This window comes from Flavihumibacter solisilvae (genome assembly GCF_000814475.1).
GTDB classification, from domain to species: domain Bacteria; phylum Bacteroidota; class Bacteroidia; order Chitinophagales; family Chitinophagaceae; genus Flavihumibacter; species Flavihumibacter solisilvae.
In genome coordinates this window covers 141,433-155,169 of record NZ_JSVC01000019.1, presented here as the reverse complement: position 1 = coordinate 155,169, position 13,737 = coordinate 141,433, and the positions used below count along the sequence as shown (strand labels likewise).

10 protein-coding genes are annotated in these 13,737 nt (G+C 49.1%); 9 read left to right on the top strand and 1 reads right to left on the bottom strand.

Annotated elements, in window-relative coordinates; all coding sequences use genetic code 11:
• The first annotated feature begins 179 nt into the window (after nt 1–179).
• From OI18_RS17085 to OI18_RS17065, 5 genes are read left to right on the top strand one after another with little or no spacing between them, the layout of a single operon-like run.
• Nucleotides 180–2,501, top strand: coding sequence for a PSD1 and planctomycete cytochrome C domain-containing protein (locus OI18_RS17085; RefSeq protein WP_039141982.1), 2,322 nt, complete (start codon nt 180–182; stop codon nt 2,499–2,501).
• Nucleotides 2,502–2,503: 2 nt separating this feature from the next.
• On the top strand, nt 2,504–3,955 hold the full coding sequence (locus tag OI18_RS17080; RefSeq protein WP_039141981.1) for a DUF1501 domain-containing protein: 1,452 nt from the start codon (nt 2,504–2,506) through the stop codon (nt 3,953–3,955).
• Nucleotides 3,956–3,967: 12 nt separating this feature from the next.
• Nucleotides 3,968–4,993, top strand: coding sequence for an NHL repeat-containing protein (locus OI18_RS17075; protein WP_039141979.1), 1,026 nt, complete (start codon nt 3,968–3,970; stop codon nt 4,991–4,993).
• The gene (locus OI18_RS17070; RefSeq protein ID WP_082038019.1) at nt 4,948–7,137 is read left to right on the top strand and encodes an FN3 associated domain-containing protein; all 2,190 of its coding nucleotides are present in this window, start codon (nt 4,948–4,950) and stop codon (nt 7,135–7,137) included. The genes OI18_RS17075 and OI18_RS17070 overlap by 46 nt, the downstream gene beginning before the upstream one ends.
• Before the next feature lie 15 nt (nt 7,138–7,152).
• Nucleotides 7,153–9,345 carry a pyrroloquinoline quinone-dependent dehydrogenase gene (locus OI18_RS17065; protein WP_039141975.1) on the top strand — a complete coding sequence of 731 codons (2,193 nt, stop codon included), beginning with the start codon at nt 7,153–7,155 and terminating at the stop codon, nt 9,343–9,345.
• Nucleotides 9,346–9,484: 139 nt separating this feature from the next.
• On the opposite strand, the gene OI18_RS17060 is transcribed toward OI18_RS17065, so the two are convergent.
• The gene (locus OI18_RS17060; RefSeq protein ID WP_039141973.1) at nt 9,485–10,510 is read right to left on the bottom strand and encodes a LuxE/PaaK family acyltransferase; all 1,026 of its coding nucleotides are present in this window, start codon (nt 10,508–10,510) and stop codon (nt 9,485–9,487) included.
• A 52-nt stretch (nt 10,511–10,562) separates the two neighbouring features.
• Between OI18_RS17060 and OI18_RS17055 the strand changes: the two genes are divergently transcribed.
• Genes OI18_RS17055 through OI18_RS17045 form a run of 4 tightly spaced genes read left to right on the top strand, consistent with a single transcriptional unit; the run spans nt 10,563 to nt 13,735 of the window.
• Nucleotides 10,563–11,018: a hypothetical protein gene (locus OI18_RS17055; protein WP_039141970.1), complete on the top strand. Its 456-nt coding sequence runs from the start codon at nt 10,563–10,565 to the stop codon at nt 11,016–11,018.
• Nucleotides 11,019–11,059: 41 nt separating this feature from the next.
• A complete protein-coding gene (locus OI18_RS17050) occupies nt 11,060–12,175 on the top strand; it encodes a M42 family metallopeptidase (RefSeq protein WP_039141965.1) in 1,116 nt (371 codons plus the stop codon).
• On the top strand, nt 12,175–12,351 hold the full coding sequence (locus tag OI18_RS24815; RefSeq protein WP_162836159.1) for a hypothetical protein: 177 nt from the start codon (nt 12,175–12,177) through the stop codon (nt 12,349–12,351). The genes OI18_RS17050 and OI18_RS24815 overlap by 1 nt, the downstream gene beginning before the upstream one ends.
• Complete coding sequence (locus tag OI18_RS17045; protein ID WP_039141963.1) at nt 12,341–13,735, top strand: class I SAM-dependent methyltransferase; 1,395 nt, start codon at nt 12,341–12,343, stop codon at nt 13,733–13,735. The genes OI18_RS24815 and OI18_RS17045 overlap by 11 nt, the downstream gene beginning before the upstream one ends.
• Nucleotides 13,736–13,737 lie beyond the last annotated feature (2 nt).

Sequence of the window (13,737 nt, the reverse complement as noted above, 5' to 3'; positions counted from 1 at the left end):
AATCAGTTGTCTCATTCTTTCCACATGTAACTTAATTTTAGAGTATTGAAACCGGCAATTCCTGCTTTTTTTGGCAGTTTACCGGAACCGGGGAAATACGGGTCCAAAAAAAAACAGGAAAAAAAGGTTTTATAAGTATATATGTATATACATTTGATGGATCATTTTCTTCTGTCTGAATGAGAATAAAACAACTGATTGCCATTGCCGGAATTGCAAGCCTAGTAATTGGCTTTGCCGCCTGCCTGAACCAGAACCCGGGAGATGAAACTGCCCTGCCTGAAAAGGTCAGCTATAATTTTCACATCCGACCGGTTTTGTCCGACAAATGCTTTAAATGCCACGGTCCGGATGTAAGTAAGCAGGAAGCTGGCCTGCGGCTGGACTATCCACAATTTGCCTACGCCCCGCTCAAAGAAACAAAAGGTGCTTACGCCATAGTGCCGGGCAAACCTGATTCTTCCGAATTGATCAGGCGGATCAGTTCGCAGGATCCAACTTACCAGATGCCTACGCCGGAATCACACCTTGGCGCCCTTACACCTTATGAAGTGGAACTGTTCACCCGGTGGATAGAGCAGGGAGCGGTATATGAACCTCACTGGGCATTTACCACCCCTAAAAAAGCCCCGCTGCCAAAAGTTAAGGACAAGGAATGGGCATCCAACGAAATCGACCAGTTCATCCTGGAGAAATTGCAGGAGAAAGGCCTTAAGCCAAACGCCCTCGCCGATAAGGAAAGGTTGCTTAAAAGGCTGTCGCTCGACCTGACGGGTCTGCCGCCTTCGCTGGAGCAGATGGACAAATACCTTGCTGATGAATCAGCAAACGCCTACGAAAAGATGACTGACGAATTGCTGGCCGCACCCCAGTTCGGTGAAAAGATGGCGGTGCACTGGCTGGATGTGGCGCGGTACTCGGATAGTTATGGGTACCAGGATGATAATGTCCGCACCCAGTGGGCCTGGCGCGACTGGGTAATCCATGCTTTCAATAAAAATATCCCCTATAATGAATTTGTCACCCTGCAGGTAGCAGGTGATATGTTGCCCGAAGCATCGAAAGAACAGATCCTGGCAACCGGCTTTTTCAGGAACCATAAATACACTGAGGAAGGCGGCGTGATACCCGAAGAATACCGGATCGAATATATCATTGATAAGACCAAAACATTCAGTAAGGGGATCCTGGGACTAACCGCTGAGTGTGCACAGTGCCACGATCATAAGTATGATCCGATTTCACAGAAGGATTATTTCCAATTGTTCGCCTTCTTCAATAATACCTATGAACTGGGTTTTGAGGGCGATATCCTGCAATCAAGGCCTGCCAAAAAACCTGTCCTTTCGATTACTGAAGATGAGATCAAAAACATCCTTCCCTATATCAATAAAAAGGATACCGGCTCACTGATGGTATCTGTAATGGGTGAGATGGACACGGTACGTAAAACTTATGTGCTCAACAGGGGCGTGTATGACCAGCCCGGTGCACTCGTTAGACCGGCAGCACTTCAGTCGGTAATGGAATATGACACCGTTAAGTTGCCACGGAACAGGCTCGGTCTCGCGAAGTGGACGGTAAGTGAAAAGAACCCGCTCACCGCCCGGGTGTTTGTGAACCAGATGTGGCAGGAGTTCTTCGGTCGCGGACTCGTTAAATCTTCAGGCGATTTTGGCATGCAGGGAGATCTTCCTTCACATCCCCAACTGCTCGACTGGCTGGCGGTCGACTTCATGGAAAACGGCTGGAACATCAAACGCCTGGTGAAACAGATTGTAATGTCATCTGCGTACCGTCAATCTGCCCAGGTGTCAAAGAAAAGCCTGGAAAAAGATCCTGAAAATATTTACCTCTCGCACGCGCCACGCCAGAGACTGAAAGCAGAATGGGTGAGGGACCTCGTATTATCCAGCAGCGGACTGCTGGTACCTGAGATCGGCGGACCAAGTGTGAAGCCTTACCAGCCGAAGGGGCTTTGGGAAAGTGCCACTTCAGGCCGCGGAGCACTGGCAACTTACCAGCAGGATACGGGTAAAGCCCTGTACCGGCGCGGTATGTATACTTTCATCAAGCTGACGGTTCCACCACCTTCCATGATCATCTTCGATGCGAGCAACCGCGACCAGTGCGAAGTAAAACGACTTCAGACGAACACGCCATTGCAGGCACTTGCTATGATGAATGATCCACTGGTGCTGGAAGCTTCAAGGGTACTTGCCGAGCGCCTGCTTGAGACCGGAGCTAATGCGGAAACAAACGTGGAAACCGCTTTCAGGAAGATCGTCTGCCGGAAACCTTCAGCTAAGGAACTGGAATTATTGAATCAATACTACAACAGCCAGTTACAGGCTTTCAAAGCCAAACAACTCAACGCGGAAAAAACAATCAGGGTAGGAGAATTTGCTCATGACGAAAAGCTCGATAAAGACGGGCTCGCTGCGATGATGAAAGTGATCAACCTGATGTACAATATGGAAGAAACCATCGTAAAATCCTGACAATGGAAAAAGAAGTACTGCAGCACCACCTGAATATGAACAGGCGCAGGTTCCTGTCTAAACTTAGCCTGGGTGTCGGAAGCGTTGCCCTCGGATCCCTCCTGATTCCCGACCTGTTCGGTTCCAAGGATCACCAGGAGGAATTGCTTCAGCGACTGCCCCAGTTTGCACCAAAAGCAAAACGCATCATTTATCTTTTCCAGAACGGTGCACCTTCGCAGCTGGAACTGTTTGACTACAAGCCATTGCTGCGCGAACAGTTTGGAAAGGACCTTCCCGCTTCCATCAGGATGGGGCAGAGGCTGACGGGTATGACTGCCGGCCAGACGAAATTCCCACTTGCCGGTTCTTTCTATGATTTCGCCCAGTACGGTGAATCACGGGCATGGATAAGTGATTTGCTGCCACACACGGCTGCAATAGCAGATGAACTGTGCATCATCAAAAGCATGTACACCGAGGCGATCAACCATGACCCCGCACTCACGTTCTTCCAGACAGGTGCGCAGGTCGGTAACCGGCCGAGCATGGGTGCATGGCTGAGTTATGGACTGGGAAGTGAGAATGCCAACCTACCCGCATTCTGCGTGCTGCTGTCTAAAGGAAAAGGAAACGGCCAGGGTGTTTACTCTAAACTGTGGACCAACGGTTTCCTCGATTCCATCCACCAGGGAGTACAGTTCAGCAGCAGCGAGAACCCCGTTTTATATCTCAACAACCACGAATCCATTGATAAGGCTGATCGCCGCAAAATGCTTGACGAGCTCGCGGCCCTGAACGATGAAAATTACAAGACGTTCGGCGACCCGGAAATCAGTGCGAAAGTGCAGCAGTACGAGATGGCTTACCGCATGCAAACAGCAGTTCCGGAGGTTACGGACCTTAGCAAAGAACCCGAATCAGTGATCAAGCTGTACGGTGCCGACTGCCTGGTTCCCGGAACCTATGCAGCAAACTGCCTGCTGGCAAGAAAGCTTTCAGAAAACGGCGTACGCTTTGTTCAGCTTTATCACCAGGGGTGGGATAGTCATGGTAACCTGCCAGGTGAAATGCGTGGCCAATGCCAGGATACCGACCAGGCATCTGCAGCCCTGGTTACAGACCTGAAACAACGCGGACTGCTTGATGAAACCCTGGTGATCTGGGGTGGTGAATTCGGCAGGACCAACTACTGCCAGGGTGCTTTGACAAAAGAAAATTATGGCCGTGATCATCACCCACGTTGCTTTTCAATCTGGATGGCAGGTGGTGGTATCAAACCGGGAGTTTACGGAGAAACAGATGAATACGGATACAATATCATCAACAACCCCGTTCACGTACATGATTTTCATGCAACGGTGTTACACCTGATGGGCATGGACCACGAACAACTCACTTTCAAGCACCTCGGCCGCAGGTATCGTCTTACCGACGTCGCAGGAAAAGTAGTAAACGATATTATTAAAGCATAACACCATATTGGTATGAACCGCAGAGGATTTATCAGGAACAGTTCACTTGTAATGGCCGGCACTTTTGTTGACCCGTCAGCTTTTTTTTCCGGGAAGGAGACCATCGGTCATGGCAAAAAGAAATACCGCATCGATACAGCCTGGAGTAAGGCCGACGCAGGTAGAAACCCGGTAAATGATTGTCATGAAATGGTGCAGGACAGCAAGGGACGCATCCTTTTGCTGACCAATGAAACAAAGAACAACGTTCTTATATACAGCAAAAAGGGTAAGCTGCTTTCCACATGGGGCAACAGTTATCCTGGTGCACATGGTCTCACCATCTTCAATGAAAATGGTACGGATGTCCTGTTCATCTGTGACAATAACCGTCACCAGGTGATCAAAACAACTATTGATGGCCGTGAGTTGATGGTACTTGACTACCCGAAAGAAAGCGGGCTATATACAAAGGCTGAAGAATACGTTCCGACTGAAACTGCCATTGCACCTAACGGTGATATCTATGTGGCGGATGGTTATGGCAAGGACTATATCCTGCGCTATGATGCATCAGGCAGGTATCTCGGCCATTTCGGCGGGAAGGGCAGCGAACCTTCCAACCTGCTTAATGCACACGGCATTGCCCTTGATGCGCGTGATAAGAACAATCCCACCCTCATTGCTACTTCGCGGATGGAAAACGCTTTCAAGCGTTACGACTTAATGGGTAAATACCTGGGCACTATCGCAATGCCCGGTGCATGGGTGTGCAGGCCGGTAATTCATGGCGACAACCTTTATGCAGCTGTGCTGCAGTCCAACGACCGCCAATGGAAACAGTCAGGATTCATTACCATCCTGGACAAATCAGATAAAGTGATTTCAAATCCCGGTGGCACTGAGCCCGCTTATACTGGCGGCACATTGCAGAATATGGGCCAGTCTTCAGCTATATTTTCGTATCCGCACGACGTATGTGTCGATGATGATGAGAACCTATATGTTGCCCAATGGAATTCAGGAAAAGTTTACCCGTACAAATTATCCCTGGTGTAATGACCATCCGTAAGAACACTGTATTTAATATCATTTTTGCCGGTAACTGCCTGCTGCTCTTTTTGCTTGCCGCAGAAAAGTATATCGTTGTCCCGGCCTGGCTCCAGGTTATCGGAAGGATGCATCCGCTCATTCTGCATTTCCCGGTAGTACTCCTATTGCTTAACATTGCCTGGGAGTCTGGAATTTTCCGGCGCCATGCAGATAAAGACTGGTATGATTCCATCGGCGATGGATTGCTGCTGGCAACCGCAGTAACGTCCACTATCACCGCAATTATGGGATTACTGCTTTCCCGGGAAGAAGGGTATGAAGGCAATACGGTAATGCTGCATAAATGGGGCGGTATACTGTTGCCTGTTATTTGCATGTTCTGGTATGGGTTACGGGATTCTTTGAGAAAGAAAAGATTACTTTATTTCAGTACTTCCGCGGCAACCCTTGTGCTGCTGATTTTTACCGGGCACCAGGGAGCTACCATAACGCATGGTGACCAGTTCCTCACTGCGCCGGTCAGCAAGGATGAGCAGCAACAGGTGATTGCATTTGAAGACGCGCTCGTTTTCGAACACCTGGTGAAACCCGTGCTCGAGGCGAAATGTATTAATTGCCACAATTCACAGAAAGCCAAAGGAGACCTGATAATGGAGTCCCCGGCAGGACTGCTTAAAGGCGGCCGAAACGGGATCCTGTGGGATACGACAGCCAAGGATTACGGTCTGATGCTGCGTCGCGTACACCTGCCCGTTGAAGATCGGAAGCACATGCCGCCAAAAGGCAAACCGCAACTGACTGAAGAAGAGATTGCGATCCTTTATCATTGGGTCCGCTCAGGTAGCAGCACGACCAAACGATTGACTGAGCTTGATCCGGCAGACAGTCTCCGGATCCTTGCTGAAATGAAATTTTCAACACCATCTGAACCGGTGTTTGAATTTGATCCGGCGGATGAAGGAACCGTTGCTTCCCTTAACAATCACTACCGGGTAATATCGCCGCTTGCCGCTGGTTCGCCTGCACTCGAGGTTAATTTTTTCGGTGCTGCAAATTTTACCCCGAAGCAACTCAGTGAGATCCTGCCGGTGAAAGAACAGGTGATCAGTATGAACCTGAACAAGATGCCGGTGAATAATAAAGACCTTGAGGTACTTGCCCAGTTTCCCAACCTGCAGCAGTTGATTCTTTCATTCACGCAGATCTCAGATTCCGGCCTGGCATTCTTAAAGCCACTGACCAGGCTGCGCCAGCTGTCACTCTCGGGAACGCAGGTTACAGCAAAAGGAGTGGAGAAGCTTTCCGCATTGCCTGCTTTACAGCAATTATATTGCTGGAATACAGGAATAACGTTGGCGGATATCAAAAGCCTTCAACACAGGAACAAAGCCTGGAAGATCGAGTCAGGTTTCGACGGTGATACTATACAAATCCAGTTGAATGCGCCTATCGTGGAAAACGCGGCGCAGGTAATCAAACAAGGCACGCCTTTACTGCTGAAACATTATGTCAGGGGCGCTGAGATCCGTTATACCCTGGATGGAAGTGAGCCCGACAGTATCCATTCCCTCAAATATGACAGCGGTGCGGAAATCAGCAGTACCGCAGTAGTTAAATCAAAGGCGTATAAAAAGGGTTGGATCACCAGCCCGGTTACGACGCGGGCGTTCTACCTCGAGGGAAAAAGACCGGATTCTTTCCGCCTGGCATCAGCACCGGATCCTGCCTACAAAGGAAATGGCGCAGCCACCCTGTTCGATTTCGATAAGGGCGACCTGAATTTTAAAACGCCAAAGTGGATCGGTTATCATGGCAGGAACCTGGAAGTGAGCATGGATTTTAACAACCCTATCGAACTGTCATCTATCTGGCTTACGGGCCTGGTGGATATCGGTTCCCATATTATGCCCCCGGGGGAAATCCAGGTCTGGGGCGGAACCGGCAGCAAGATGACACTGCTTGGTAAACTTATTCCCAAACAGCCTTCAAAAGATACATCGGCATACCAAACTTCCTATGCCATTCCGATCAAACCTGTAATGGTGAAAAACATGAAGGTGGTAGTGCGGCCACTCGCGGCCTTGCCCAAATGGCACCAGAAGAAAGGGGACAAGACATGGATCTTCTTTGATGAAATGTTTATATATTGATCTTTTGAAAGCCCCATGAAAAAGATCTCATTCTCCGCCGCAGTTATTTCGATATTACTAACCGCAGCTTGTGAGAATGGGCACCATGCAGCCACCTCTGATCACTCCCGGGGCTGGGAGGTCTATGGTGGTTCAAATGAAGGAACCCGGTTTTCAGCTTTCAACCAGGTCGACACGTCAAACGTCGCCCAGCTTGAAGTTGCCTGGGAATACCATACCGGCGATGCCGACATTGAAAATTTCTCCCAGATCCAGTGTAATCCTATCATCGTGGATGCCGTTATGTACGGCACTTCCCCGCAACAGAAAGTGTTTGCTATCGATGCTTCCACCGGGAAGGAATTTTGGACATTTGATCCGCTTTCAGCTCTTGAGAGCGATGAAGGCAGGTTTGTGATGAATAATACGCGCGGACTTTCCTACTGGACGGACGGTAAGGCAAAGCGCATCTTTTTTACCGCAGGTCCTTTCCTGCATTCAATTGATGCAACCACAGGCAGGCTTGACAGCGCATTCGGTCGCTTTGGAAAAGTGGACCTGCATGAAGGACTGGGTCGTGATGTCAGCGGCATGTTCATTACCAATACCTCACCAGGGGTTGTGTACAAAGACCTGCTTATCCTGGGATCCAGGGTCGACGAAGGACCGGTTGCAGCGCCGGGACATATCCGGGCATATAATGTGCGTTCAGGAAAACAGGAATGGATCTTTCATACCATCCCGCAGCCTGGTGAAGATGGTTTTGAAAGCTGGGAAGACCCCAATGCCTGGAAATATATTGGTGGTGCAAACTGCTGGAGTGGATTTACCCTCGACGAAAAAAGGGGGATAGTCTTTGCCCCGACCGGCTCGGCATCCTACGACTTTTATGGTGGCATGCGCAAAGGTGCAAACCTGTTTGCCGATTGTGTGCTTGCTCTCGATGCCGCCACCGGCAAGAGACGCTGGCATTTTCAACAGATCCATCACGACCTTTGGGATCGTGATCTTCCCACCCCGCCAGCCCTGGTTACGGTAAAGCACAATGGTAAAGATGTAGATGCAGTTGCGCAACCTACTAAAACCGGTTATATATTCCTGTTAGACCGGGAAACAGGCGAACCACTGTTTCCGGTAAACGAACTACCGGTGCCTGTTGAAACGGACCTTGCCGGTGAGAAGGTATATCCCACACAACCTGTTCCTGTTCTGCCGAAACCTTTTGTAAGGCAATCAATTACTGAAAACGATATAAATGACCTGGTTTCGCCGGAAGAGCAGCGCGAGCTGAAACAGAAACTCGCCACGCTGAACCATAGTCACATGTTCCAGGCTCCTTCAAAAAAAGGAACGGTAATCTTTCCCGGCTATGATGGGGGAGCGGAGTGGGGCGGGCCGGCCTTTGATCCATCCACCGGCATCATTTATGTCAATGCCAATGAAATGCCCTGGATCCTCCAGATGCTGGATGCAAAAAACGAGCAGCCGAAATCAGAGAACTGGTTACAGGCCGGCAAAAGATTGTATGGCATGCATTGCCAGTCGTGCCATGGCGTTGACACAAAAGGCGGGGGGCATTATCCTTCACTCCTGAATATGGAAAAACGGTACAGTCAACCGCAGTTCGATTCCCTGCTTTTGTCGGGCAGGCGGATGATGCCCTCATTCCAACACCTGCAGGAAGAAGAAAGAAAAGCGATCGCTTCATATATCCTTTCCCTGAAGGCGGACCAGGAAAAACGGTTTACCGTGCCGCCCTCGACCCCGGACACTTTCCGCCAGCTCCCTTACATGGGTGCGGGATATACCAAGTTCAGGACAAAAGACGGGCAACCGGCGATTCGACCACCATGGGGCACCCTGACTGCGATAGACCTCAACTCCGGCCAACATGTCTGGCAGATCCCTCTCGGGGAGATCCCGGAACTGAAGGCAAAGGGGCACCATACCGGGACTGAAAACTATGGTGGGCCGGTGGTGACCTCAGGTGGACTGGTATTCATTGCAGCTACAAGTGACCGGAAAATGCGCGCTTTCAATAAAAGAACCGGTCAGTTGCTTTGGGAATTTACGTTGCCGGCCAGCGGTTTTGCTACCCCCTCAGTATATGAAGTAAGCGGCAGGCAGTATATAGTTATCGCCTGTGGCGGCGGAAAATTAAGGACAAAGTCTGGTGACAGCTACGTGGCATTCGCCCTGCCTTCGACAGGGGAGCCCGGGAAAAAATAAACCGGGAATTGTTAATTCCCGGTTCAGTGGCTGGTAAGCAAGAAAGCAGTAAGATCTGGTCAGTTAAAGGAGAAAATAAATCCTTCAGGTAAATTAGACTGCGGCAGATCTCGATATGCTGCTTACAATTAAAAAATAATTAAAAAAACATCAGGCTGCATCCCCGGATGTCTGAATTGTCTATCCTCCCAAGCACCTCAAACCCACCATCCCCCCTGATTTTTCCCAGGTCATCGGTCGCAATAAAACTGCAGGAATCGATATTGGCCAGGTCAACCACATTGATCACCCCGCTCTTCACCCGTCGGGTCTCACCCGTCGGGTGCCACCCGTCGGGTGAATGTAAGTCAATGATTTTCAACGGGTCATCTTCTTCGCGTAGGGAGATTTTCATCCAGGGCGGGCAGAAAAACACCCCATTATCCTGGGAATAGGCCTGGGACAGCAATTCGGTCATCCCGTATTCGGAATGGATCGGGGCACCTCCAAATGCCTCCGAAAGCAGGGCATGCAGTTCGGGTCGGGTCATTTCTTTCCGCCTGCCCTTCATTCCCCCGGTTTCCATTATGGTTGTCGATTTCAGGTTCATGGGAAACTGTTCGGCAAAGTCCAGCAAGGCGAAGGTGACACCCAAAAGCAGCACTTTTTGTCCCCTTTCCTCCAACGATGAAAGCGCCTCAAACAGTTTTGCAAATTCATAAAGGTAAAAACCACTGTCGGGGTGACCCGAAAGCCGGATCAGTTCATCCGTCATAACGACAAGTGAAGAATGCTTGCGTTCCAGGTAGGCAGGCAATAGCCCGATAATACACCAGTCTGCAGGATCACCATAAAAATGCCGGAAACCACGGGTGAAGCTTTCGCGATAGACATCCAATGAACGAACCAGGTGCCGGCTTGTGGTCATGCCAGTGGTGCCGCTGCTTTCAAACCAGGTTTCGGGCTCGTAATGACCACTTCGGATATCGTGGGTTTTAAAAAAACGGATAGGAAGAAAAGGGATCTCAGCTACTTCGCTAACAGCATCGGGATAACGCCCGATGCAATCCGCAAACCTGCGATACACCTCATTGTTCTCATACTGGTAACGGTAAACTTCGAGGACCAGGGCATCGTCCATTACGCCGTTCCCCTGGAAAATTTTATGAATCAATTCGCTCCGCATGTTAGGTAAATCACCGGGTAGTTGATAAATTCGTTCACAAGATAGATCGTATATGATTAGGATTTTGGTACCCGCGCTGCTTATTCTGACTGTTTGTTACGCCTGTAGCAAAGATAAATACAAGACCAAACCTTCTCTGGAAGTTCTAGACGAGAGCAGTATAGTACCGAGGGATGGACAAATATATGTTCGTTTAAAGTTTACCGATAAGGAAGGTGATATTGCCCGCGATTCCATCTGGTACCTTCCTGAATTACTCAATGTTCGCAGGCCCGTTGGTCCGCGTGAATATATTCCGGTTAAAGACCCCCTCCCTGATTTTCCCGACAAATCATCCGGCGAAATCGAACTTCGCCTCGACCATTTCCTGTACTATAAAGAGATTGCCGACAATACACCGGGGCACGACAAGAATGACACCATCCGCATTCGTTTCGTATTGCAGGACCGCGCAGGCAACACCAGCGATACCGCCATCTCCGGCCAGATCGTGCTGCTCGATCAGTAGGTTTCCCCCTATCTTTGACCATAGTAAAATTCAAACCGCATATGGCCAAGGGAAAATCAACGAAAAAGGCAGCTGGGATCCTTACCGACAAGTCACACGAGTTTCTACGTAATTACCTGAATACACCGTCACCGGTAGGTTTCGAAAGTGCAGGCCAGAAAGTCTGGTTGCAATATTTAAAGCCATACGTTGACACTCACTTTGTGGATCCCTACGGAACAGTGGTAGGAGTGATAAACCCCGACGCACCTTTTAAAGTGGTTATTGAAGCGCATGCAGATGAGATCAGCTGGTTCGTAAATTATATAACTGCCGAAGGACTTATTTACCTGAAGAGAAACGGGGGTGTAGACCACCAGATCGCGCCTGCACAGCGGGTATTCATCCACGGTAAAAAAGGACCGGTAAAAGCGGTCTTCGGCTGGCCTGCCATTCACACGAGGCTTGCTAACCCCGACCAGAAAGAGCCGGCACCAAAGGTTGACAACCTGTTCCTCGACTGTGGTGCGCGGAATAAAAAAGAAGTGGAGGACCTCGGTGTCCACATCGGTGCTGTAGTGACCTACCAGGACGGATTCGACGAACTCGCCAACAACAACTATATCGCCCGCGCTTTCGATAACCGCATTGGCGGATTCATGATCGCGGAAGTTGCCCGGTTACTGAATGAAAACAAGAAAAAACTTCCATTCGGCCTGTATGTAGTAAACGCAGTGCAGGAAGAGATCGGCCTTCGCGGAGCAGAAATGATCGCCAGGCGGATCAAACCAAATATTGCGATCATCACAGACGTTACCCATGATACGTCAACGCCAATGGTGAGCAAGATCATTGAAGGTGATGTTGCTACAGGAAAGGGACCGTCACTGGCCTACGGACCTGCAGTACACGTGAAACTATTACACCTCGTGGAAGAGGTAGCAGCGAAGAACCAGATCCCGGTACAGATGCGTACTGTAAGCCGCAGTACCGGAACGGATACGGATTCCTTTGCCTATGCGAATGATGGTTGTCCTTCCGTACTGATCTCCATTCCGCTGCGTTATATGCATACCACAGTGGAAATGCTGCACAAAGATGACATCGAGAACACCATCAGGCTGATGTATGAAACCTTGCTGGTACTGACTCCGAAAACAAATCTTCAATACCTGTAATGCATTCATTTCTTTTGTATATCGATCCCGGAAGTGGGAGCTACCTGGTGCAGATGCTGATCGCAGCTGCACTGGGTGGACTCTTCTACTTTAAGCAAATAGGGGCGCGAATCCGGTCCATCTTTGGGCGTAAGCAGAAAGAAAGTGGAAAACAGGCTGATCCCAATGACAAATAGAGAGCGGCATCCTGCTTCCTTTAAAGATCCGGCCGGGTATATTTTTATGGAAAACGGCCGGTTGCTTCGCCAAGTTAACCTGGAATATTCAGGCCAGTATACGCAATTGCGTGATTCCGGCCTGTTAACGGCATTATGGGAAAAGAAATGGTTATTGCACCACCAGGAACTGCCTGGTCATACCGGTGAAGATGGCAATGCCTGGCTCGTACTGGCCCCAAGACAGATCCCGTTCAACAGTTATCCTTATGAATGGTCTTTTGACATGCTGAAAGATGCCGCGTTATTAACGCTGGCGATCAACCGAAAAGCTGTAGACTACGGAATGATCCTCAAGGATGCGAGTGCATACAATATCCTTTTTGATGGCAGCCAGCCTGTCTTTATTGACACACTTTCATTTGAAAGTTATGATGCTGCTAGGCCTTGGATCGCTTATCGGCAGTTTTGTCAGCATTTTCTATTTCCACTTTTGATCAATCATTATAAAGGCATCGAAGCGCAACAATGGCTGCAGCTTCATCATGATGGGCTACCAGTTCAGCTGACGGCTGAACTCCTTCCTTTCAGGACAAAGTTCAGTCTGGGACCGGCATTACATGTTCATCTGCAGAATCGCATTGCCATGCGCCATCAGGGTGAAGAGCGACAAGTGCTATTTTCGAAAACGAAAATGGTACAGATCCTGCAACACCTCGAATCGGTTATTCGTTCTTTGCGTTATCGAAAAAGAAATTCAACATGGAATCAATACTACCAGCAATCGATTTTAAGTCGTGAATACCTCCGGGAAAAGGAAACTGCTTTTCGTAAGTTGTTGAATGGGCTGGAAACTGGTACTGCTATCGACCTAGGGGCGAATACCGGTAATTTTACTCTTATACTTTCTGAAGCTGGCTTCAAAGTGATAGCGGTTGATGCCGACCCTCAGGCTGTAAATGAGTTGTATCTCGCAGCATCGGCACGAAATGATACAAAAATAAATCCGATGGTGACAAACCTGGTTAATCCTAGTCCGGGCACTGGCTGGGACAACCAGGAGCATCAATCGTTTCTCAAAAGGGGGAAAGCTGACATTGTGGTGGCTCTCGCACTTATTCATCATTTATATTTTACCAATAATATTCCACTGGAATCCGTCGCCAGGCAGCTGGCGAAGCTTTCAAAAAAATATTGCATTGTGGAAATGATTCCTGCACATGATGAAAAGGTCTTGCAGATCAGCAGGGAAAAGAAGGCGCTGCTTGCCGGATATACATTTGAAGCTTTTGAACATCACCTGACCAGGTATTTCTCAATCGTTCAAAGAGTTCCCCTGTTGCATTCAGATCGCGTGTTGTATTTGATAAAAAAAAATGAAGAAAGCACCTGGCCGAAAAATTAAAC

Bases quoted from the DNA above. Each gene is read 5' to 3' on its own strand.
- OI18_RS17080 (WP_039141981.1), top strand. From the start codon at position 2,504: ATGGAAAAAGAAGTACTGCAGCACCACCTGAATATGAACAGGCGCAGG.
- OI18_RS17075 (WP_039141979.1), top strand. From the start codon at position 3,968: ATGAACCGCAGAGGATTTATCAGGAACAGTTCACTTGTAATGGCCGGC.
- OI18_RS17050 (WP_039141965.1), top strand. From the start codon at position 11,060: ATGGCCAAGGGAAAATCAACGAAAAAGGCAGCTGGGATCCTTACCGAC.
- OI18_RS17045 (WP_039141963.1), top strand. From the start codon at position 12,341: ATGACAAATAGAGAGCGGCATCCTGCTTCCTTTAAAGATCCGGCCGGG.
- OI18_RS17070 (WP_082038019.1), top strand. From the start codon at position 4,948: ATGGAATTCAGGAAAAGTTTACCCGTACAAATTATCCCTGGTGTAATG.
- OI18_RS17065 (WP_039141975.1), top strand. From the start codon at position 7,153: ATGAAAAAGATCTCATTCTCCGCCGCAGTTATTTCGATATTACTAACC.
- OI18_RS17060 (WP_039141973.1), bottom strand. From the start codon at position 10,510: ATGCGGAGCGAATTGATTCATAAAATTTTCCAGGGGAACGGCGTAATG.
- OI18_RS24815 (WP_162836159.1), top strand. From the start codon at position 12,175: ATGCATTCATTTCTTTTGTATATCGATCCCGGAAGTGGGAGCTACCTG.
- OI18_RS17055 (WP_039141970.1), top strand. From the start codon at position 10,563: ATGATTAGGATTTTGGTACCCGCGCTGCTTATTCTGACTGTTTGTTAC.
- OI18_RS17085 (WP_039141982.1), top strand. From the start codon at position 180: ATGAGAATAAAACAACTGATTGCCATTGCCGGAATTGCAAGCCTAGTA.